A 20,573-nucleotide genomic window follows, 5' to 3' on the forward strand; every position below is an offset into this window, starting at 1 on the left:
CATGATATCGCCCTACGGCGCGTTCCAATAGCCGAACGGCCGCTTCGACAATTCCGAGTTGAAATAACGCGGATCGTCGGAGACCTCGCGGCCGAGCCAGCCGGGGCGGTCGAAGACCTCCTCCTCCGAGCCGAGCTCGATCTCGGCCAGGATCAGCCCGCCATTCTGGCCCTGGAACACGTCGACGGTCCAGATGTGGCCGCCGAACGTCTCCTCATAGCGCGTCTTCTCGATGAGCGGCCGCTCGCAGAGCCGATCGAGCATGACCTCGGCGTCCTCCACGGGAATGGGATATTCGAATTCGAAGCGCGAGACGTTGGAGGCGCGGCCCTTGATCGTCAAAAAGGCGGCGCCGCCGGCGATGCGCACGCGCACCACGCGCTCCTCGGCGCGGGAGAGATAGCCCTGGCGATAGGCGACGCCGTCGTCGCGCGGCCGCCAGAGCTCGCGCTGGACCAGAAATTTCCGCTCGATCTCGACGCCCATTGTCGTCCTCCTCGCATCAGGTCGCGAGCGCCGCGGCGCGTTCGACGCCTTTGGGAAAATTCACGTTGAGGCGCGGATCGGCGTCGAGCGCGCGCAGCGCCTCGGCGAGGCGCTCCTCGTCCTCGCACTCGAGCGCGACGCTCTCGATCGGCGTCGGGCCGATCCGCAGCCGCACGAACTCCGCCGCGCAGTCGCGAAAGGCGAAGCACGTTCGCGACTTGCGCACCGCCACGGGCCGCAGCGCCGGGCATGGCGCGACGATCCCGCCGAGAAAGCGCGCCTCGTCGTAGGAGGCGCCGTCGAGCGGGCGATGGAGAGGAAGCGCCATGGCGGCGGCGGCCTCGGCGATGCGCGCCGCCGGCAGCGGAAATGAGCCTCGAAAGGCCGGCGTCCAAAGCTCGAGGCCGTCGTCGACGCGCAGCAGGCGCTTCACCTCGAGCGCGCCGTCGCGAATCTTCGCCGAATGCGGGGTCGTCGAATTCAAGAGATAGATTTCGTCGCTGCGGCGGGGCGGGCTCGTCGGCCAGCCGAGCCTCGCCTCCAGCGCCGCGAGATCGGCGCCGAAGACGCGCCATTCCCAGCGCGGCGCGGGGGTGGCGGCCGCGCCCATGCTCACCCCTTCACGCAAATGAGCGGCCGCAGGAATGCGACCTTTTTCGCGAGGCCGGCGGCCTCGGCGCAGTCGACGACGGCGCCGACATCCTTATAGGCGGCCGGCGCTTCCTCGGCGACGCCGCGCAGCGACGGGCTCTCGACGATGACGCCCTCGGCCCGCAGCCGATCGACGATCTGCCGGCCGCCGAAGGCGCGCGTCGCCGCATGGCGGCTCATGCGCCGGCCGGCGCCATGGCAAGCGGAGGAGAAGGATTTCGCTTCGCTCGTCGCCGCGCCGGCCAGAACATAGGAGCCTGTCCCCATGCTGCCGCCGATCAGCACCGGCTGGCCGGCCGCCGCGAGCGCCGCCGGAAGGCCCGGCGCGCCCGGCCCCAGAGCGCGCGTCGCGCCTTTGCGATGCACGAACAATTCCCGCATCTTCCCGTCGACCTCGTGCGGCTCCGGCTTACAGGTGTTGTGCGACACGTCGAACATCAGCGGCAACTCGGCTTCGGGAAAGAAGCGGGCGAAGATTTCGCGCGTCAGATGGCCGATGATCTGGCGATTGGCGAGTGCGCAATTTATCGCCGCGCGCATCGCGCCGAGATAGCGGCGGCCGAGCTCCGATCGGATCGGCGCGCAGGCGAGCTCGCGGTCGGGCAGCTCGATCCCGTGAGAATCGGCGGCCAGAACCATCTCGCGCAAATATTCCGTGCCGATCTGATGGCCGAGCCCGCGCGAGCCGCAATGGATGGCGAGACAGCATTCGCCGGGCCGCAAGCCGAAGACCGCGGCCTTTTCCGCGTCGAAAATCTCGGCGACCTCCTGCACTTCGAGATAGTGGTTGCCGGAACCGAGCGTGCCCATCTCGCGGCGCTGGCGCTTCTTGGCCTGATCGGAGACGGCGGCCGGCTCCGCGCCTTCGACGCGGCCGCCCTCCTCTATGCGCTCCAGATCCTCTGGGCGTCCGAAGCCCTGCGCGAGCGCCCATTGCGCGCCGCCCGCGAGCATTTCGTCCATCTCCTCGGGCGCGAGCGCGAATGTCCCCGTCGAGCCGACGCCGGCGGGAATATGGGCGTAGAGCGCGTCGGCGAGCTGCTGCTGAACGGCGACGATCCTCGCCCGGGAGAGGCCGGTCGGATGCAGGCGGACGCCGCAGGACACGTCGAAGCCGACGCCGCCGGCCGAGACCACTCCGCCCGCCTCCGGATCGAATGCGGCGACGCCGCCGATCGGAAAGCCATAGCCCCAATGCGCGTCCGGCATGGCGTAGGAGGCGCGCACGATTCCAGGGAGCTTCGCCACATTGGCGACCTGCTCGAAGACCTTGTCGTCCATCTCGGCGAGGAGCGCCTCGGTCGCGAAGACGATTCCCGGCGCGCGCATCGCCCCGCGAGGCGCGATACGCCATTCCATGTCCGAGATTTTTTCGAAACGCGACACATCCATCGTCTTTGCGTCCCTCGCGCCGTCGTCGCGACATTTAGCGCAGGGCCGGCGAAAGAGGATGCGGAGCGCGACAAGATCGCGGCGCGGAGGCGTCGTCGCTCGGTTTACGACGAGGAGGGGCGGGACGCGAGCCGAAGCCGGAAGGGTTTAAGCTCGGCCTCGGCGGAGCGCATCTCGCCGATCGCCTGCCGACTCGGATGACGGGCGCCCGAGAGAGAAGTGGCGCGTATGAGATGACTGGTGCCCAGGAGAGGACTCGAACCTCCACGGCTTTCACCACTGGTACCTGAAACCAGCGCGTCTACCAATTCCGCCACCTGGGCCCGGCGCTCTCTTACGAGGCGGATGCGCGGCTTGTCAATGGCGGAACGTCACGCCGCTGTCACGTCTCGCTCACGCTTGCCGGCGCATTCCCTTTCCGGCCAAATCGCGCTAGAGCATCCGCCGGAAACGGGGCGATTTCCTCTGGCGCCCCGGCAATTCGACCTTAATTCGGCGTGGGGCGAAGAATGAGCGCAGATGTGAACGAGACCGGGCGGCTCGTGACGGTGTTCGGCGGGTCGGGATTCATCGGGCGCCATGTGGTGGCGGCGCTCGCGCGGGACGGATGGCGCGTGCGCGTCGCCTGCCGCCGGCCGGACCTCGCCTTCTTCCTGCAACCGCTGGGCAAGGTCGGGCAGATCTTCCCCGTGCAGGCCAATCTGCGCAATCCGGCTTCTGTCGCCGCCGCCGTGCGCGGGGCCGAGGCCGTCGTCAATCTGGTCGGCGTGCTGGCCGAGGGCGGCAAGCAGAAATTCTCGAGCCTCCATGCGCAAGGCGCGAAGGCCGTCGCCGAGGCCGCCGTCGCGGCGGGCGCGAAGCATCTCGTCCATATCTCGGCCATCGGCGCGGATAAGAATTCCCGTTCCGTCTACGCCCGCACCAAGGCGGAGGGCGAGGAGGCGATTCGCGCCGCTTTCCCCGGCGCGGTGATCTTGCGCCCCTCCGTCGTCTTCGGCCCGGAGGATCAGCTCTTCAACCGTTTCGCGGCGATCGCGCGCTATCTGCCGGTCGAGCCCATCATCGGCGAGGCGACCCGCTTCCAGCCGGTCTATGTGGGCGATGTGGCGCGCGCCGTGGCGCTCGCAGTCGACGGCCGCGCAAAGGCCGGCGCGACCTATGAGCTCGGCGGCCCGGAGGTGAGGACCTTCCGCGAGATCGTCGAATATGCGCTGAAAGTCGCCGAGCGCGACGTCAAGATTCTGCCGCTCTCCTTCGCGACCGGGGCGCTCGTCGCGCGCGTCACGCAGACGCTGCACGGGCTGACGCTCGGCCTCTTCCCGAGCCTGCTGACGACGACCGTCGATCAGGTGGAGATGCTGCGCCATGACAATGTCGTCTCCGCCGAGGCCAAGGCGGCCGGGCTGACGCTGGAGGGGCTGGGCGTCACGCCGACGGCGATCGAGGCGATCGTCCCCTCCTATCTCTACCGCTTCCGCAAGACCGGCCAGTATCAGGCGCAGCGGCTCGCCTGAGCCGCGCCGCCGTCAGCGCGCCCGCGCTTCGGAGTCTTTCCATGGTTCATTGAAGCACGGAAAGACTCTCGGCTTTTGTTTTGACGCGCTTCCGGACGCCGAACCGGCGTCCACTTCGGCTGGAAACGCTCTTGGCTTTTGTTTTGACGCGTTTCCGGACGCCGAACGCGTCAAGCGCGGGCCGGCGGGACGGCCAGCATCCTGTGCATACGCACCATGAAGGCGACGCCGAACAGCGGGGTGAACAGATTGAGCCCCGGCACGGCGACGAAGCCGGCGATGAACAGGCCCGCGAGAAACAGCGTCGTCGCATGGCGGCGGGTCAATTCGCGGGCTTCCGCGAGCGAGCGATAACGCGTCGCCGCGAAGGCGAAATATTCCCGGCCGAACAAATAGGCGTTGGCGAGCACGAAGACGATGGCGTTGACGCCCGGCACGAGCAGCAACAAAAGCGCGACGAGATTGACGCCCGCCGAGACCAGCGCGAAGCGCAGCGCCATGACCATCGCCTGACCGGCCGGCAGCGGGCGGCCGCGCGGCCCGTGCGGATCGATCCCCGTTTCGACGATATCTGCGAGATCGTCGAGGAAAAATCCGGCGACGAGAACGGAGATCGGCGCGATGAGAAAGGCGAGGCCGAGGACGAGCCCGGCGCCGGTCGCGAAGGAAACGATCGTCCGCACCCAATAATTGTCGGCGGTGAGAAAGGAGAGCGCCAGCCGGTCGAGCCCCGCCCAGGCGAGCGCCAGCAGGACGAATGTCAGGCCGAGGCTCTTGAGCAGGACATTGCGGAAGGGCGGCGAGAAGATTTGACGGACGGCGTCCAGGGCGGCTTGCAGCATGAGGGCTCCGAGGCGAAAGTCGCCGTCAACATGGGGGGATGCGGCCGCGGGCGCAAGCCGCGCTGGTCGCGCGCGAAGATGCGAGGCGGCGGCGCAGGCGGGCGCCGTCGGGGAATTTGTGCTAGGGGCACGGGCGGCCCGGATTCGAAAGGCGAGGTCTCGGCATTGATTGGACGACATTGGTTCAGACGGCGCCCCCGCTCCGAGGAGGTTCCGATCTCCGATCTGTTTTCGGGCGAGGAGACGCGCGCGCCGTCCTTTCAGAACGCCGTCGACGCGATTCCGGGCTGGAACTGTCATTTTCCAGTCGAATACGGCCTCACCGCCGGCCGGCTGCCGGCCTTTCACGATCCGCGCATCACCTGGGCCATCGAGCGCTACGGCGATCTCACCGGTCGCAAGGCGCTGGAGCTCGGCCCGCTGGAGGCGGCGCACACCTATATGCTGGCGAGCGCGGGCGCGCATGTGGACGCGGTGGAGGCGAACCGGCTCGCCTTTTTGAAGTGTCTGGTGACGCGGGAAATTCTCGATTTTCCCAACACCCGCTTCTATCTCGGCGATTTCGTGCAATGGCTCGAGCAGACCGACGAGCGCTATGATCTCATCGTCGCGAGCGGCGTGCTCTATCACATGCGCGAGCCCTTGCGGCTGCTGCGCGCCATGTCGGAACGCGCCGATGCGATCTATCTGTGGACGGTCATGGTCGAGGACGACAGCCTCGAACACAGTTCGGTCGAGCGATTCGAGGGCATGGACGTGCGTCTCTATAGGCGCGGCTATGGCGATCGCAGCGTCGCCTTTTGCGGAGGCGCGATGGATTTCCCCAATTGGATGCACAAGGACGATATTCTCGCCGTGCTCCGGGCGCTCGGCTATTGCGAGATCGCGGTGCACGCCGACGACCCCGGACGCGCAGTCAATGTCCTTCCGACCTTTTCCGTATTCGCCAGACGAAGCCGCGCCGCCGGCTGAGACGGCCAGAGATTTCGTCGCCTGATCCGACAGGCGCGCGCTCGAGCCAAAAACGCGCGAGCGGGCGTCTCTTCACAGAGGAATGGTATGAGCATTCAGGACAACGCCAAGCGGCTCCCCATCGGCAGACGCATCTTGCGCGCGCTTCGCTCCCTCGTCGGGTTGAAGAACGAGCCGCTCCCGGTCGAACACGTCAAGCTCAACCGCAGTCAATACAAGACCATCTGGAACTCCGTCTCGGTCTCCGAAAACGACGCGAAAATGGCCGTCAGCGGCTATATCGACGAAGATCTGTATCGGCAGATGGGCGAGGGCACGCGCGACATGCTCACCTCCTTCGTGGGCGTCGGGCCGGACGATGTGGTGCTGGAGATCGGCGCCGGCGTCGGCCGCGTCGGCGCGGCCCTCGCGCCGATCTGCAAGGAATGGATCGGCGTCGACGTCGCCGAGAACATGCTCGGCCATATTCGCCAGCGGCTCGCTTCTTTCGACAATGTGCGCACCGTGGCGAGCAGCGGCTTCGACCTCTCCGCCGTGCCGGACGCCTCCGTCGACGTCGTCTACAGCACGGTCGTCTTCATGCATCTCGAGGAGTGGGATCGCTACAGCTATATCAAGGAAGGCTTCCGCATTCTGCGGCCGGGCGGACGCATGCTCGTCGACAATGTCGACATCACCTCCGATCTCGGCTGGAAATTCTTCGAGGAGCATTGCGCGGTGCCGCCGCTTGAGCGGCCGGCGCAGATCAGCAAGACCTCGACGCCGCAGGAGCTCGAGACCTATTTTACGCGCGCCGGCTATGAGGCGATCGAGCAGGTGCGCGCCGGCCTGTGGATCATCACCTATGGCCGCAAGCCCGCCGCTCCCGCGCCCGCCGAGGAAGCCGCGGCGCCGGCCGAAGAGGCCCCCGCCGCCTCCTGACGGCGCGAATATTGCTTTCATGCCGCCCGAAGGCGGGAGAGTGAGGGGTGAGATGGTGAGTGGCGAGTAGACGGCCCAGCCAAATCTACTCGCCACTCACCATCTCACGACCCACCCCTCTAAAGCACGGGCGGCATGAAGACGTTTCTCGACTGGTCGGCGTACGACACTTACGGCATCGGCGACGCCTATTCCGGCATTCCGGCGACGGGCGGCAATTACGCCAAGGCGGTGGCCGTTTGCATGCACAGCCGCGACTGTCAGAAGTCCGGCAAGGGCGTGATGTGCCCGAGCTATCGCGTCACCGGCGAGGTCAAGCATTCCACAGAGGCGCGCGTCGCCGCCTTCAAGGCCGCGCTCAATGACGGGTCCGACGAGCGCGCCTTCGCCGATCCGCGCCTCGACGAGGCGATGGACCTCTGCGTCTCCTGCAAGGCCTGCAAGAAGGAATGTCCCAGCGCCGTCGATATGACGCTGATCAAGACCGAATATCTCGCCCAGCGACACGAGATCGTCGGCGTGCCGAAGCGCCTGCGCCTCTTCGGCGGCGTTCCGGAATGGACGGGGCGCCATCGCGCGCTGCTGCGCTTCGCCATTCGGCTGCGCAATCGCTCGGGCTTTCTGTCCAAGCTCGCCGAAAAGTGGCTCGGGATCACGGCCCGCCGCCCCATTCCGGAGCCCGCTCCCGCGGCCTTCGCGCGTTCCGCCCCGACGGCCGGCGCCGGCGCGCGCGGCGAGGTGATTCTCTTCGTCGACACTTTCTGTCATCACTTCGATCCGCATGTCGCGGAGGCCGCCGTCGAGGTGCTGGAGCGCGCCGGGTATGGCGTGCGCATCGCCAAGCCCGCGCCGACCGATTCCGAGCCCGACCGGCCGCTCTGCTGCGGCCGCACTTATCTCACCACCGGCATGGTGAAGAAGGCGCGCGGCGAGGCGGAGCGCGTGCTCGCCGCCTTCCGCGACGAGATCGCCGCCAAGACGCCGATCATCGGCCTCGAGCCCTCCTGCCTGTTGTCGCTGCGCGACGAGCTCTACAGCCTCGGGCTCGGGCCGGAAGTCGGCGATCTCGGCAAGCAGCTCTATCTGCTCGAGGAATTCCTCGCCCGCGAATATCAGAACAACGGCCTGCGCCTTTCGCTGAAGCCGCTCGACCTGCCCAAGGCGCTGGTGCATGGCCATTGCCATCAGAAAGCCTTCGGCGCGATGAAGGCGACGAAAAAAGTGCTGGGCTGGATTCCGGGCTTCTCCTTCGACATTATCGAGACGAGCTGCTGCGGCATGGCCGGCAGCTTCGGCCTCGAGGCCGAGCATTACGAGACCTCGATGAAAATGGCCGATCTCTCGCTGCTGCCCGCCGTGCGCGGCTCCGCGCCGGAAACGCCGCTCATCGCCAATGGCTTCTCCTGCCGCCATCAGATCGAGCATGGCAGCGGCCGCAGGGCGCGCCATATCGCGCTGGTGCTCCGGGACGCGCTGGCGGCGCGTTGAGAGGGCGAGCCTGAAGGCTCGCCTCGCACGCAACCGTCCTGGCTTTGTCGGCTATCGGACAGTTTTGAACGTCGCCGTCTCAGCGCTCGCCCGCGCCCCGCTGGGAAAGCTCCTCCATCAGCGCCGACACCGTGTCGAGCAGGCGGATCGCGCCCGGCAGGCGCGAATGGGCGTTCTGCTGCGCTTCGCCCTCGGGATCGAGGCCGCGCCACCAGTCGATGAAACGGCCGATCAGCGCGCGCCCGGGGATTTCCGCGAAAGCGACGCCCGGAAAAGCGTCGAGGCCGAAGGCCGCCTCGAACTCCCGCAGACAGGCTTCGACATAGCGAGCGTCGGTCGCATTGAGCGCGAAAGGCCGCTCCGGCGCGCGACGGACCATGCGGACCTCGCTCAACTCAGGAATATAGTCCTTTATCACCGGCCCGGCTCCATCGCGCCGAAAGAGGCGCGAAAGATCCGAAATCAATTGCGGCGCCAGATCGCGGCGCTTAAAGTCTTTCCGTGTTTCATTGAAACACGGAAAGACTCTAGGCTTTTGTTTTGACGCGTTTCCGACGCCGAATCGGCGTCCACTTCGGCTGGAAACGCTCTAGTGCTCGCCGCATGGCGCGTCGCTTGCATTTTTGAAGAGCGATGACGACCACAACGACCGATGCGGCCGAAGCCGCCCCGCCGACCAGCGAGAGAGGCCCGGTTCCGCCGGCGCTCAAGCGATTCATCTGGGACATTCAGTCCATGGTCGAGCTCGCCGACAGCGAGCGGGAGATCCTCCTCATCGGCCGCGACCTGATGACCCGCCTCGTCGTGAGCGACGACTGCCTTCCGATGGTTTTCGCGGTCGCCCTGCCTGCGCGCGGACGGCAGTTCCAGCTCTACAGCGACGGGGAGGAGCGCTTCGCCGTCGTCGCCTCCGTGCTCGCGCCCGGCGCGGGCCTCGCGCTCGAGCAGCAGGGCGTCTGGGAGATCGCGGGCGTTTTGCGCGGCGCGGTGGCGCGGCGGCTTCCCGCGGGATCGCAGCACGTCGGCGCGCTCGAGAAAGGCGCGGTCGAAGCGCGGCTCTCCAAGGCGGGCGGCGAGACGGCGCTCGCCAATGCGCGGGCGGATGAGATTTCGATCGCGATCCATGTCTATGGCGGCGCGATCGGCGGCATGGTCCGCCGCTCCGTCTCGCCCGATGGCGCGATCGGCGAGGCGGAGCCCTTCGCCAATGGCGAGGCGGCCCCGCCCTATGACATTTTCACGATCCAGACCGAGATAAAGGACTGACGAGGGGCGCTCAGCGCAGCGAAACGAAGCGATCCGTCGGCAGAATCGCCGTTTGGCCGGCGAAGGCCTGCGCCTGTCCGCTGGCCGTCGAGGACGAGAACAGTCCGGCGTCGGCGCGGGCGGCGGAGCGCGGCGCGGCGAAAGTGGTTCCGAACACGCCGCCGCCGGGCAGGCGACTCGCCGAGACACCCGTCGTCAGCGCCTGGAAATTCGAGCGGTCGAGACGCGCCGGCACCAGCTCCACCTTGGGCGCGGCGGGTTTGGCCGCCGGCGGCCTGGCGGCGGAAATCCGCATGTCCGGCGATGCGGCCGCCGGCTCGCCGGACGTCTTCTCATAGGGAAGGGATTGGGCGGCGGAGGACGCATAAGCGAGCAGCGGTTCCGGCTTGGCGACGGCCGGGATCGCGAGATGCGCGGCCGACGGTTGCGGAATGTTGCGCGCCTCCTCCGAGACGCCGCCGCGCAGGCCGGCGGAGCTCAGATCGATGAGGCTGGCGAGGGCGCCGCCGGCCCGACGCGCGGGCGGAGCGGCGGCCGGAAGGCTCGCCAGCGCCGTGAGCTCGCTCGGCTTCGCCGGCGGCAGCGGCGCTCCCGCGAGCGAGAGAAACATGGGCCGACGGGGCGGCAGCGGCGCGGCGAGCGCTGCGTCGAGCTTCCCGTCGATCTTCGCCTCCGCGGCCGAAATGTCGAGCGACGCGAGGGCGGTCGGCCGCCCCCGCTCCACCGATCTCGTCACAACGGGGGGCTCGGCGGGGCCGGCGCGCAGCTGGGTCTCGCCGCGCGGCAGATCGCGCTCGGCCGAAACGATGCGCTCCTGCTCGCGACGGCTCGGCGTCTCGGCCTCGGCGCCCTCCTCCTCGGCGGAGATACGGCCCGAGCGGCGCGGCGCCAGCGACGCCCATTGCCTGCGGGGAGCGGGCGGCGGAGCCGCTGCGACCGCGCTGTCCTCGTCCTCCTCGCCGCCGCCGAACAGCATGGCGAACAGCCCCTTGCTCTGGCGCTCGACGGCCGGCACATAGGCGCCGTTGCCGCGCGCCTCGATCTCGGCCTTGGCCTCCTCATAGCGCGCCAGCGGCTGATTATTGGCCGGCAGATGCACGGTCTTGCCGTCCGGGAACAGACGTGAGAGCTGCTCATAGCTCATGCGCGGCCAGGAGCGCACGCCGCCGACGTCGAGATGCACGAAAGGCGTGCCGGCGGTCGGATAATAGCCGACGCCGCCGCGCTGCATACGCATGCCGATCTCGCGGATCTGCTCCATGGACATGCCGGGCATGGTGGTGTCCATCGCCTTGCCGAGCATGTGCTGCGAATATTTCGCCACGGCGCGCGAGCGGCGGCGCAGCATGGCGTTGGTCTCCGGCGAGCGATAGGCGGAGACGACATGGACCGGATCGGTCGCGCCGGCCTGCCGATAGGCCTCCCACACGACGTCGAAGAGACGCGGGTCCATTTTGGTCGGCTCGTCGCGGCGCCAATCGCGCAGGAACCAGTTCAACTGCTCCAGCACGGACGGGTCGTAGCGGCCATTGACCAGATAGGTCGCGGCGATCTGCTCTTTGGTGTGGCTGTGGAAGAGATAGAGCGTGCGCGTCTCGCCATTGGCGACCGCATCTTCGGTGAAGGACGGAGCCAACGCTGTCATCAGCGCCGCGACGGCGCTCGCGAGCCGCGCGATAGACCGTCGTGAGAGGAGAGGCGCGCCTTCCCGACAATCGTGCAAAACGTCTGTTCTTTCCGCTGGTCGACGGGCGAGAGGCCCGACGAGGAATTCCAGGACGCGAACGCCGAACGCGCCGACGATCGATCACGGCTTCGCCCTGCCGGCGCCTGAAACGCCGCCGGACGCGGTTTCTTCTGCGACGGGCGAATCAGTTTCGCCTTAAGCGAAGGACGCTATTTCGACATGATGGCGAAAAATGGCCCGGCCGCTGTTGCGTCACAATGTCGAGTTCAGGTTGAAAGTCAATGCGGCGCCGTGGCCGTGAGCGGCAGGACGAAGGCGCCGGAAGCGAGAATGGGCTGGCCGCCGGGGATGCGCGGCGCGGGCGCCGGCGCGGCGTCGCGACTGGCGAAGGCGAGCGCGGACGGGCGGCGCGGCGGCTGCGGCGCCTCGGCGGGCGCGGCGCCGTCGGGACGGATGGAGGCCGTCGTCATCGGATCGACGGCTCCGGTCGCCGCGAGCCGATCGCGCTCCGCGAGAGCGAGGCGGATCGGCCGCTGCGGCGGCGAAGCAGGATCGGCGAATGCCTGCGACACGGCGCCACGCACTTTCTGAGCGAGCTCGCCGAGCGGATCGGACGCGGGAGCGACGGAGGCGACCGTCCGGGCGCCGCGCTCGCCGCGACCGGCCGAGGCGATCATCGTCCGGTCGCCGCCGTTGCAATTGCGAACGCCGAGCGAGATCAGCTCATTACCGGTGAGCACGCGATATTGGCGGGTGAGATGGCCGAGCCGGTCGCGGACGGCGACGGGATAGGAGTTGAAGAGCTCGGCGGAGACGCCGGCGTCGGTCTGGCGGTCGATGGCGTTATAGGCCAGATGGAATTTGACCAGCGAGTCCGGATAGACGCAGACATTGGGAAGGCTAAGCGCCAGCGTGCAGGCGGAGCGGCATTCGTGCAGACGAACCTCGCGCCCCTCGCGGCGATAGATTTCCGTTTGCGCCTGATACTCCGAGACGAGGCCGCCCACGTCCTTATAGACGACGACCGGCGCCGGAGCGGGCGGCGGCGACAGATAACCCAAGCAACACCCCTACGCTCGACCGATGTCCATTCGAGAAAATTCACCATGTCATGGTGAATAGTCTCTTAAAAACGGATCATCCTTTGATGCCGACCCTCAGCCCCGGCGCAGGACGTTCTTGCAAGACATTGCGGCGAAAATGAAAAAGCGCGGCGGGCCGGCCCCCGGTCTTCAATGACACTCCCCCCGTCGGCTCGACGGCGGCGGAGGTCTCCACCAGACGGCGGAAATTCTGCTTGTGCAGATGGCGGCCGGCGATCGCCTCCACCGTGCGTTGCAGCTCGGTCAAAGTGAAGGTCGGCGGCATCAGCTCGAAGATCACCGGGCGGTATTTCATCTTGGCGCGCAGCCGGCCCATGGCGGTGGCGAGAATGCGGCGATGATCGTGCTGCATCGGCGCGCCGAGCGGCGGCGGCTTGGCGCCGCGCTTCAGAGCCGCCTCGCGGCCGTCGCGCCAGGCCTCCTCGACGAGGCCCGCCTCATAGAGCAGCTCGTAGCGCTCGAGCGCATTCTCCTCGTCGAGGCTCCTGCCTTGCGGGCGAAACAGAAGATTGACGCGATCGCGGCGCCTCAGCCCCGAGGAGGAGCGCGCGTCCGGCGCCTCCTCCACCCAGGCCGAGAGGCCTGGCAATATCGTCGTCTCCATCAGCTCGGGCCGGCCGCCGCGCCAATCCTCCCAGGGGAAGAATTCGTACCAGCTGCGAAAGCCGCGAATGTCGCCCGCCTGCCCGTCGGCGATGCGGGTCAGCGCCAGATAGCCGACCGAGACGACATGCGGATCGCGGTCGCCGGCGCGGGCGTGGCGGCCGCGGTCGCCGAAAGTATAGAGCTGCTCGACATAGCCGAGCGTCATGCCGGTCTGCTCGGCGACCCAGGCGCGCAGGCCGATCTCGAAAGTGCGGTGATGGACGGGGTCGAAAGGGCCGGAGGGAAGCGCGGCGCGCGCGTCCTCGCCGGAGGCGGCGACGGTGAGGATGAGCGGCTCGTCCTCCTGCACGGCGACGATCGCGGCGGTGAGGCCGATGCCGACCGGCAGCGGTCCCTCCGGCTCGCGCGGATGGTCGAAGCTCGTCACGGGCGGCTCGTTATGGGAAGCTCGTCATGGAATGGGCGTCAGGCGAGCTCGAGCGCAAAGGGCGCGCCTTCGTAGCAGTCGGCGCCGCGGCCGATCTCGGCGATGGCCGCCGTCATGCGGCCCTCGCGCGAGAGAATGCGGTCGGCGAGCGCGACGAGACGGCGGTTGGGCGTGGCGGTGGGCGAGGCGCGGCGCAGCTCGCGCGCGAGCTCCGCCTCAGCCCGCTGCGGCGCGAGCGCGCAGGCCAGAATGAAGGCCGCGGCCGGCGAGCGGCTGACGCCGGCGTAGCAATGGATGACCAGCGGCTCGCGCCGGTCCCAGGCGGCGGCGAAGGCGAGAAGATTCTCGATATGCTCGCAATTGGCGAGCACATGGCCTTCCCTGTCCGCCTCTATGTCGGAGACGGCGAGACGCAAATGGCGCTCGGGGACGATCTCGCTCGGGCGCGCCAGAGAGGCGCCGGCGGTCAGAATGGTGATGAGCGAGCGCGCGCCGCTGCCGCGCACCGTGTCGACGACCTTCGTAAGCGAACAGACGTAGAGGCGCGCCATAAGTCACCTTCTCTGTTTCACCTTCGACGCCTCACCACGATGCGTCCCTACTCGCCTCGATCGACGGCCGCGAAACGCGCCAGAAATCGCTGCTGCGCGGCTTCGACCGAAAGCGGCTCCAACGCCTGCGCGCAGACGTCGGGCGCCAGCGCCGGACGGCCGAAGATGCGCTCGGCTTCGGCGCGTGTAAAGCCGGCGAGCCGCACCGCCTCGAAAAAAGCCGCGGCGCGATCCGCCCGCTTGGAAAGGCGCAGCAGCGCGGGGTCCGGCTCCGGCGGCAGAGCGAAGCGCAGCAGGATGGCCGTCAGAATGCGTTTCTCCACGCTCTTGTATGTATCGCCGATGACGGCTTTGAAGGGGGAGATCATGTCGCCGATCACATATTCCGGCGCGTCATGGAGCAGCATGAACAGCCGCCCCTCGCGCCCGAGCCCGGGCGCGAGGGCGCAGGCGACCTCTTCGACGAGGAGGCTGTGCTGGGCGACCGAGAAGATATGTGGGCCGCGCGTCTGGCCGTTCCAGCGGGCGACGCGGGCGAGCCCATGGGCGATATCCTCGATTTCCACATCGACCGGCGAAGGATCGAGCAGATCGAGCCGCCGGCCGGACAGCATCCGCTGCCAGGCGCGGGGGGCCGCTTCGGCCTTTCCCGCCTTCATCCCGCGCATCTGTGGCACTCCGCCAGATGGTCGTCGACCATGCCCACCGCCTGCATGAAGGCGTAGACGATCGTCGGGCCGCAGAAGGCGAAGCCGCGGGCTTTCAGATCCTTGGCGAGACGGCGCGAGATTTCGCTCTGCGTCGGCACGTCGGCCGTCGTGCGCGGGCGGTTGACGATCGGCGCGCCGTCGACGAAGTCCCAGAGATAATTGGAAAATCCGACGCGCTCCTCGATCTCGATCCAAACGCGCGCCGAGGCGACGGCGCCTTCGATCTTGGCGCGATTGCGGATGATTGCCTGATTTTGCATCAAAGTTTCGACGCGCGCCGCGTCGAATCGCGCGACGATACAGGGATCGAACCCTTCGAAAGCGGCGCGGAACCCTTCTCGGCGACGCAGGATGGAAATCCACGAGAGCCCGGCCTGGAAACCATCGAGAACGAGCTTCTCGTAGAGCGCGCGCGAATCCCGCTCCGGCCGGCCCCACTCCTCATCGTGATAGGCGACGTAGAGCTTATCGTAACCGGCCCAAGGACAACGCGAAAGTCCATCGGGATGGACGAGCGCCGAGGCGTTGCGCCAGGCGCGCGGATTTTCTCTTGCAGCGGCCATGCCCCTTCCCTCGCGCGCGACGCGCGCCATCTGAGCCGAAAGAGCGTTTCATAACATCCCCATTGCGGCCCAGGCGAACTTGCGGCCCATGCCTCGATGCAAGACAATTGGCACAGGCCGTGCTCGCAGTGCGGCCGTCGGGAGCCGTTCGCGCCGACGAACCTTCATCGGCGACGGCGCTCACCAGGGAGAAATTTGATGTCGATCCGTCTCGTCTCTTACGCTGCGGCCGGCGCCCTCGCAATCGGCATGGCCGCCGTGGCCGCGGGTGAAGCGAAAGCGCAGGCGAATGTTTTGAAGGAATGCGGCGCGCAATATCAAGCCGCCAAGGCCGCCAATGAATTGAAGGGGCAGAGCTGGCAGGACTTTTTGAAGGCCTGCCGCGCCCGCCTCGCGGAGCAGCCCGCCGAGACCGCGCCGGCCGCGGCGGCCCCGGCTCCTGCTCCTGCGCCCGCTCCCACTGCGGCGCCCGAGCCCGCCCCGGCTCCCGCGCCGGCTCCCACCGCCACGCCGACTCCGGCGCCCGCTCCCGCCCCGGCTCCGACGACCGCGGCTCCTGCGGCGAAGCCCGGCAAGCCCGCCGAGGGCAAGGCCGCCCAGGCCGCCCGGCAGAAGAAATGCGGGGCCGAATGGAAGGCGAAAAAGGCCGAGCTGCTGAAGGCCGACCCCAAGGCCAGCTGGCCGAAATATTGGAGCGAGTGCAACAAGCGCCTCAAAGCCCAGGGCGAGTGAAACGCAGACGAGAACGAGACCGTCGACAGGCCCGGCGCGTCGCGCCGGGCTTTTCCTTTCGTGACCGGGCTTGTCGGCCTCTTGCGGCGCGGCGGCTTTTCGTGGCACAGGCAGCGGGCCGAAAGACGATGGCGAGGCGCTCGGCAAGAAGCGCGACAACAGCAAGCGCGAGAAGCGGGGGAACCGGAAATTGGACAAGATCGAACTGCGGAAGCTGCAGGCCTTCTTGCGCCAGTCGCTCGGCAATGAGGGGATTCGCGTGACCGCCGATCCCAAGAACCCCGACGACGCGGCCGTTCACCTCGGCGAGCGCAAGATCGCCTCCATTTCCCTCGACGACGAGGACGGCGACCGCTCCTTCGCCTTCGCGATGAAGCTGCCCGTCGGGCGCGAGACGCTGCAGTCCTATCTGCGCAAGCTGTTCGAGAACGACAGGCTGACGATCGCCCCGCGCGGCCGCAAGACCGATTCCGTAGAGCTCAACAGCGGCGAGGATTTCCTAGGGGTCATCTCCGCCGACGACCCCAAGCAGCAGAGCTATACGCTGCAGATCGCCATTCTCGACTTCGATCTCGACGAGTTCTGATCTCGCGCGTTTCCAGCCGAAGCGGATGCTGGTTCGGCGTCGGAAACAAGGTAGAATCCGAAAGTCTCAGCGTGGCCGCGGCGAAGCGGCGTCGATCGAGGCCAGAAAGGCGCGCAGCCCCCTCGCGAGCTCCTCCCAGTCGCGCAGCAGCGCGGAGGAAAAGCGCGCTTCGACATCGAGCCCCTTCCAGCGCAGCGCCCATAAGCAGGGCGCGGAGCCGAGGAAGCCCGCGTCGCGGCGCGGGCAGCGCGCGAAGAATTCCCGGCCGTCTGGCGGCGCGAGATAGAGCAGCTCGAGCTCGTAAGGCGATCCCGGCTCGAAGCGGCGCATCACCAGGCCGCCCGGCCCGCTCCAAACTTCGCCCTCCAGAAAACGCGCATAGAGGCGCGAGGGCCGCTCGGCGGGATCGAGCGCCTCGTCGCGCGGCGAGAGGGTGACGAAGACGCGCATCGGATCGAGCTCCTCCGAAGCGCGGCGGCGCGGATCGGCGCTGGGCTTCCGCGGCGGAGAGAAATCCGGGACGACGGCGATGAAGGAGAGACGGTCGAGGGCGCCGCCGTAGCGCGTCGATTCGTCGCGCGCATAGGCGGGAGGATAGGCGAGGCGCGCGTCGCCGAGGCTGGCGGCGACGATCGCCGGCTCGGCCTCGTCGGATTTTCGGACGAGGCGATAGGCGCCAGCGGCGAGAAGCGCCAAAACCAGCGCGACGAGGAAGAGACGCATGACCCTCGGGAGAGAGGAACGAAGGAGGCTTCGGCGAGCTTAGAGCGCTTTCCGCTCGAACGGAATCGTTCGAGCGATCAGAATTCGCTCCAAGCAAGAAAAGCTAGTGGCCTGCGTCACTCGACAGCGGGGGAGGGTTGGGGAGGGGGCTCGAACATCGTCATTTTCATTGACGCAGGCCACTAGACCGGAATCCGATCCAATCGGATCGGATGTCTGGTGTCTTTTCATGTTTCAATGAAGCATGAAAAGACACTAGAAAGCCGGCAAAGCCCCTGCGCGCCTCGCCCCGAGGCCGGCGGAGGGGCGCGGGAGACGAGGACCATGCCCCTCTACAAACTCGACGGCGTCGCGCCGCGCCTTCCGGCCTCCGGCCGCTTCTTCGTTGCGCCCGACGCTCATGTCGTCGGCCGCGTGCAGCTAGAGGAGGACGCCAACATCTGGTTCGGCTGCGTGCTGCGCGGCGACAACGAATGGATCACGATCGGCGCGCGCGCCAATATTCAGGACAACAGCATTCTCCACACCGATATGGGCTTTCCGCTGACGATCGGCGCCGATTGCACCATCGGCCATGGCGTCATTCTGCACGGCTGCCTGATCGGCGAGGCGAGCCTCATCGGCATGGGCGCGACCATCCTCAATGGCGCGAAAATCGGCCGCAACTGCCTCGTCGGGGCCAATTCGCTCGTCACCGAGAACAAGGAATTTCCCGATAATTCGCTGATCGTCGGCGCGCCGGCGCGCGTCGTGCGCACGCTCGACGAGGGCGCGCTGGCGCGCCATCTCGAATCGGCGAGACATTATGTCGAGAACGCCGAGCGCTATGCGAAAGGGCTGGAGCCGATCTGACGGTCGCCATGACGCGCCTTCAGCGCGCCGCGAAGCGCGGAGCGTTCGGATCATCGATCGCGACCCACATATTCTGATCGAGCTGCGACTGCCGCTTGACGAAACGATAGGGCGTATTGGTCCACGGCCTCACGGCGTCGCTCATATTGTCGAGGACGAATTCGCCGCGAGTGGTCTTCACGGTCAGTATCGCATGGCCGTCGCCATTCTTCTCCTTGACCACCGTCATCAGCAGCGCGCCGCGGGGATAGCCGAGCTCGACCAGCAAGCGGCGCTTCATCAGCGCGTAGTCCTCGCAATCGCCTTTGCCGTCGGTGGGATAGTCCCATCGATCGACGACGCCCCAATGCTCCATGTCGGAGACGGGCTCGATCGCGTGATTGACATAGGCGTTGATGCGCTGAATGTCCTTATAGGCTTTCGCGGTGAGATCGATGTCGCGCGGCGCGGAGGCGTCGACGTCGCATTCGCCGCGATAGCGATGACAAAAATCCAGCCATCCGTAAGGAACGCTCGTCTCCGCTCCGAGAGCGGCGTGGAGCCGCGGTTCGGAGGCCGCCTGGCCGGGCGACGCTCCCCATAGGGAGATGGCCCCCGCCAGCGCCGCGCTCATCGTCACTCTCGTCATTCTACGCAACATCTTCGTCGCCTCCCGATGTGGAGACGAGAATAGATTTATTGTTTTGCTCGCTGCGTAAGTGGAAAGCTCGGTTTTTCGTCGCACATGTTTAGATTTGATGGAATGTTTTGTAAGTATAATTTGACATCGCCAAAATAGGCAAAATTTTAGTGTTTTCTCCCAATTCGTTGAAAATATGCAATATCTCGCGGCGGATCGCCCGCATGGGGCCTCCCGCGGCTCTCGTGTTTTTGCCCGCCGGGACGATATTCGTTAACGGTGGAGGCCGGTTTATCGTTAACGGGCTTGCCTCGGCCGCAGCGAAAGACGAAATTGCGGCGGCGGCCATGGTTCCGTCTCAAAGATGGCCTAGCAACGCGGGCCGAGTTTCCATCGAGGTTCGACGAGGATGTTGCTGCGCTTCGCAATTGCTTTGGCGGCGAGCCTGCTCGCCTGCGTCGTCGCCGACGCGCCGGTCGCCGAGCCGCTCACCCGCACAGCGGGGAATCCCTTCGTCGCACGGAGCAGCCCGCTCGAGACCCATATGGAGGAATGGCGGCTCGCGCTCCGCCTCTCGGGAGAGCAGGAACGGCTGTTCTCCGCCTTCCAGCAGCAATTGCATGTCGTGGAGCAGGAGCGCGACGCGGCGATCGTCGCCGCGGCGATCGACCGCAATCGCGACGTCGCTCCGCGCGATCCCGGCGCGCCGCTGCGCGCCCGAGCCGACCGGCTGAGCCGCCACGCGGAGAATCTGCGCGCCCTCGCCGACGCGGAGACGAGCTTCTTCGCCTCGCTCTCCGACGAGCAGCGGCGCATAGCGGATCGCGTGCTCCCGCGCGACGTTCTCGGGGCTCGTGATTTGTTCCGCCGTCGCGGCGTTCGCTTGGACCGGAACGGTTAGCCCTTCCGCCGCAGGACGTCAGACTCTTCCGCCCATCGCCGCGAGAGGCATGAATGAAACTCGTTTCGGCCGCACCGCGCGCCCGCCGCGCCCGACGCATCGGGCGCTGGGAACTCCTGGCCGTCGCGCTCCTGCTCACGGCCTTCGCGCCGCCCGCCTTCGCCGCCAATGGCGCCGAAAAGCCGCCGGGGCTCGAGGCCGCGCCCGGCGCCCCGCCGATCGCAGGCAAATCGGCGCGCGAGCCCGCGCCGTCGCGCAAGCGCCTGTCGAAATTCGAGGCGCGCCGCATCCGCCACGCCTGCCAGGGGCGCGCCAATGAGCGCGGGCTGATCGGGCCCGAACGCGAGACTTTTCTGGGGCGATGCTATTTCGGCCGCGTCTCGACGCGCGTCGAGCGCCAGCAGTGCCGGCAGGAGGCGGCGGCGAGAGGCGTGGAGCGCTCCAATCTGCGCGCCTTCTTGCGCGAATGCGTGAGGGAGCGCGTCCGCGCCAAGGAAGAGCGAAAGGACTGATCTAGACGCAAATGGCGCGCCGCCCTCAGTGGCGCACCACCAGCACCGAGCATTTGGCGTGGCGCACGATCGTCTTGGCGTTGGAGCCGAGCAGATAGGTCGACATCGCCGGCCGATGCGAGCCGAGGACGATGAGATCGGCGCCCCATTCCTCCGCCTCCGCCAGAACCTCCGGATAGATCGCGCCGAAGCGCACCACCGTGGTGACCAGATTCTTAGGATAGTCGAGCTTGGCGGCGACGTCGGCGAGTTCCTGCTCGGCCGCGGTGCGCAGCTCCTCGTCGAAATTCGGCGGGATATAGTCGACGAAGGCGACGGGCACCAGCGACTGCACATTGACGAGGCGGAGCTTCGGCTGCTCGGCGCCTTTGGCGAAGGAAAGCGCCTCGTCGAGCGCGAGGCGCGTCAGCTCGGGTTCGGTCAAATCGAGTGGAATGAGAATTTTCTGATGCATGGCCGCTCCCTCCTC

At 67.3% G+C, this 20,573-nt stretch carries 24 protein-coding genes and 1 tRNA gene; 10 read left to right on the plus strand and 15 right to left on the minus strand.

What is annotated here, in order from left to right:
• Nucleotides 1-12: 12 nt before the first annotated feature.
• The 4 genes from Mspo_RS02315 to Mspo_RS02330 all read right to left on the minus strand — a co-directional run bounded on the left by Mspo_RS02315 (nt 13) and on the right by Mspo_RS02330 (nt 2,852).
• Entirely contained in the window at nt 13-486 is a 474-nt protein-coding gene (locus Mspo_RS02315; protein ID WP_159726414.1) for a CYTH domain-containing protein, read from the minus strand.
• Between the two features lie 16 nt (nt 487-502).
• Nucleotides 503-1,096 (minus strand): hypothetical protein, encoded by a 594-nt coding sequence (locus Mspo_RS02320; protein WP_159726416.1) that lies wholly within the window; start codon nt 1,094-1,096, stop codon nt 503-505.
• A gap of 2 nt (nt 1,097-1,098) precedes the next feature.
• The gene (locus tag Mspo_RS02325) at nt 1,099-2,496 is read right to left on the minus strand and encodes an RtcB family protein (RefSeq protein WP_201281607.1); all 1,398 of its coding nucleotides are present in this window, start codon (nt 2,494-2,496) and stop codon (nt 1,099-1,101) included.
• Between the two features lie 271 nt (nt 2,497-2,767).
• Nucleotides 2,768-2,852 (minus strand) — tRNA-Leu (locus tag Mspo_RS02330).
• Between the two features lie 186 nt (nt 2,853-3,038).
• Here Mspo_RS02330 and Mspo_RS02335 point away from each other — a divergent pair.
• Nucleotides 3,039-4,043, plus strand: coding sequence for a complex I NDUFA9 subunit family protein (locus Mspo_RS02335; RefSeq protein WP_159726420.1), 1,005 nt, complete (start codon nt 3,039-3,041; stop codon nt 4,041-4,043).
• 170 nt (nt 4,044-4,213) lie between these two features.
• Here the strand turns inward: Mspo_RS02335 and Mspo_RS02340 are convergent, their stop codons facing one another.
• Nucleotides 4,214-4,885: a sulfate transporter family protein gene (locus Mspo_RS02340; protein ID WP_159726422.1), complete on the minus strand. Its 672-nt coding sequence runs from the start codon at nt 4,883-4,885 to the stop codon at nt 4,214-4,216.
• Between the two features lie 165 nt (nt 4,886-5,050).
• Here Mspo_RS02340 and Mspo_RS02345 point away from each other — a divergent pair, with 165 nt between their 5' ends.
• The 3 genes from Mspo_RS02345 (at nt 5,051) to Mspo_RS02355 (ending at nt 8,266) form a co-directional block, all read left to right on the plus strand.
• Nucleotides 5,051-5,857 carry a bifunctional 2-polyprenyl-6-hydroxyphenol methylase/3-demethylubiquinol 3-O-methyltransferase UbiG gene (locus Mspo_RS02345; RefSeq protein WP_159726424.1) on the plus strand — a complete coding sequence of 269 codons (807 nt, stop codon included), beginning with the start codon at nt 5,051-5,053 and terminating at the stop codon, nt 5,855-5,857.
• An 87-nt stretch (nt 5,858-5,944) separates the two neighbouring features.
• Nucleotides 5,945-6,778: a class I SAM-dependent methyltransferase gene (locus Mspo_RS02350; RefSeq protein WP_159726426.1), complete on the plus strand. Its 834-nt coding sequence runs from the start codon at nt 5,945-5,947 to the stop codon at nt 6,776-6,778.
• 135 nt (nt 6,779-6,913) lie between these two features.
• Nucleotides 6,914-8,266: a (Fe-S)-binding protein gene (locus Mspo_RS02355; protein ID WP_159726427.1), complete on the plus strand. Its 1,353-nt coding sequence runs from the start codon at nt 6,914-6,916 to the stop codon at nt 8,264-8,266.
• A 79-nt stretch (nt 8,267-8,345) separates the two neighbouring features.
• Here Mspo_RS02355 and Mspo_RS02360 read toward each other — a convergent pair whose 3' ends face one another.
• The gene (locus tag Mspo_RS02360) at nt 8,346-8,645 is read right to left on the minus strand and encodes a hypothetical protein (protein WP_306344916.1); all 300 of its coding nucleotides are present in this window, start codon (nt 8,643-8,645) and stop codon (nt 8,346-8,348) included.
• A gap of 254 nt (nt 8,646-8,899) precedes the next feature.
• On the opposite strand from Mspo_RS02360, the gene Mspo_RS02365 reads away from it, so the two are divergent.
• The gene (locus Mspo_RS02365; protein ID WP_159726431.1) at nt 8,900-9,532 is read left to right on the plus strand and encodes a hypothetical protein; all 633 of its coding nucleotides are present in this window, start codon (nt 8,900-8,902) and stop codon (nt 9,530-9,532) included.
• Nucleotides 9,533-9,542: 10 nt separating this feature from the next.
• Here Mspo_RS02365 and Mspo_RS02370 read toward each other — a convergent pair whose 3' ends face one another.
• The 6 genes from Mspo_RS02370 to Mspo_RS02395 all read right to left on the minus strand — a co-directional run bounded on the left by Mspo_RS02370 (nt 9,543) and on the right by Mspo_RS02395 (nt 15,179).
• Nucleotides 9,543-11,177, minus strand: coding sequence for a DUF882 domain-containing protein (locus Mspo_RS02370; RefSeq protein ID WP_244613060.1), 1,635 nt, complete (start codon nt 11,175-11,177; stop codon nt 9,543-9,545).
• A gap of 320 nt (nt 11,178-11,497) precedes the next feature.
• Complete coding sequence (locus Mspo_RS02375; RefSeq protein ID WP_159726435.1) at nt 11,498-12,280, minus strand: hypothetical protein; 783 nt, start codon at nt 12,278-12,280, stop codon at nt 11,498-11,500.
• A 76-nt stretch (nt 12,281-12,356) separates the two neighbouring features.
• Nucleotides 12,357-13,355, minus strand: a complete 999-nt coding sequence (locus Mspo_RS02380; RefSeq protein ID WP_159726437.1) for an NAD regulator — start codon at nt 13,353-13,355, stop codon at nt 12,357-12,359.
• 38 nt (nt 13,356-13,393) lie between these two features.
• A complete protein-coding gene (locus Mspo_RS02385; RefSeq protein ID WP_159726439.1) occupies nt 13,394-13,906 on the minus strand; it encodes a tyrosine phosphatase family protein in 513 nt (170 codons plus the stop codon).
• 47 nt (nt 13,907-13,953) lie between these two features.
• Nucleotides 13,954-14,574: an HD family hydrolase gene (locus Mspo_RS02390; protein WP_159726441.1), complete on the minus strand. Its 621-nt coding sequence runs from the start codon at nt 14,572-14,574 to the stop codon at nt 13,954-13,956.
• The gene (locus Mspo_RS02395) at nt 14,562-15,179 is read right to left on the minus strand and encodes a DNA-3-methyladenine glycosylase I (protein ID WP_159726443.1); all 618 of its coding nucleotides are present in this window, start codon (nt 15,177-15,179) and stop codon (nt 14,562-14,564) included. Before Mspo_RS02395 ends, Mspo_RS02390 begins: the two co-directional genes overlap by 13 nt.
• 198 nt (nt 15,180-15,377) lie before the next feature.
• Between Mspo_RS02395 and Mspo_RS02400 the strand changes: the two genes are divergently transcribed.
• Together Mspo_RS02400 and Mspo_RS02405 are read left to right on the plus strand one after the other, a co-directional pair.
• Nucleotides 15,378-15,911 carry a hypothetical protein gene (locus Mspo_RS02400; RefSeq protein ID WP_159726445.1) on the plus strand — a complete coding sequence of 178 codons (534 nt, stop codon included), beginning with the start codon at nt 15,378-15,380 and terminating at the stop codon, nt 15,909-15,911.
• 190 nt (nt 15,912-16,101) lie between these two features.
• Nucleotides 16,102-16,497, plus strand: a complete 396-nt coding sequence (locus tag Mspo_RS02405; protein WP_159726447.1) for a DUF3126 family protein — start codon at nt 16,102-16,104, stop codon at nt 16,495-16,497.
• A 66-nt stretch (nt 16,498-16,563) separates the two neighbouring features.
• Here Mspo_RS02405 and Mspo_RS02410 read toward each other — a convergent pair whose 3' ends face one another.
• Nucleotides 16,564-17,220: a hypothetical protein gene (locus tag Mspo_RS02410; protein ID WP_159726449.1), complete on the minus strand. Its 657-nt coding sequence runs from the start codon at nt 17,218-17,220 to the stop codon at nt 16,564-16,566.
• Between the two features lie 324 nt (nt 17,221-17,544).
• On the opposite strand from Mspo_RS02410, the gene Mspo_RS02415 reads away from it, so the two are divergent.
• Nucleotides 17,545-18,072: a gamma carbonic anhydrase family protein gene (locus Mspo_RS02415; protein ID WP_159726451.1), complete on the plus strand. Its 528-nt coding sequence runs from the start codon at nt 17,545-17,547 to the stop codon at nt 18,070-18,072.
• A gap of 19 nt (nt 18,073-18,091) precedes the next feature.
• Here the strand turns inward: Mspo_RS02415 and Mspo_RS02420 are convergent, their stop codons facing one another.
• Nucleotides 18,092-18,700 (minus strand): transglutaminase-like cysteine peptidase, encoded by a 609-nt coding sequence (locus Mspo_RS02420; RefSeq protein WP_244613061.1) that lies wholly within the window; start codon nt 18,698-18,700, stop codon nt 18,092-18,094.
• A 400-nt stretch (nt 18,701-19,100) separates the two neighbouring features.
• On the opposite strand from Mspo_RS02420, the gene Mspo_RS02425 reads away from it, so the two are divergent.
• A complete protein-coding gene (locus Mspo_RS02425; protein ID WP_159726455.1) occupies nt 19,101-19,592 on the plus strand; it encodes a Spy/CpxP family protein refolding chaperone in 492 nt (163 codons plus the stop codon).
• Between the two features lie 53 nt (nt 19,593-19,645).
• Nucleotides 19,646-20,104: a hypothetical protein gene (locus Mspo_RS02430; protein ID WP_159726457.1), complete on the plus strand. Its 459-nt coding sequence runs from the start codon at nt 19,646-19,648 to the stop codon at nt 20,102-20,104.
• Between the two features lie 25 nt (nt 20,105-20,129).
• Here Mspo_RS02430 and Mspo_RS02435 read toward each other — a convergent pair whose 3' ends face one another.
• Nucleotides 20,130-20,558, minus strand: a complete 429-nt coding sequence (locus tag Mspo_RS02435; protein ID WP_159726458.1) for a universal stress protein — start codon at nt 20,556-20,558, stop codon at nt 20,130-20,132.
• Nucleotides 20,559-20,573 lie beyond the last annotated feature (15 nt).

The organism is Methylosinus sp. Ce-a6 (assembly GCF_009811655.1).
Classification (GTDB): domain Bacteria; phylum Pseudomonadota; class Alphaproteobacteria; order Rhizobiales; family Beijerinckiaceae; genus Methylosinus.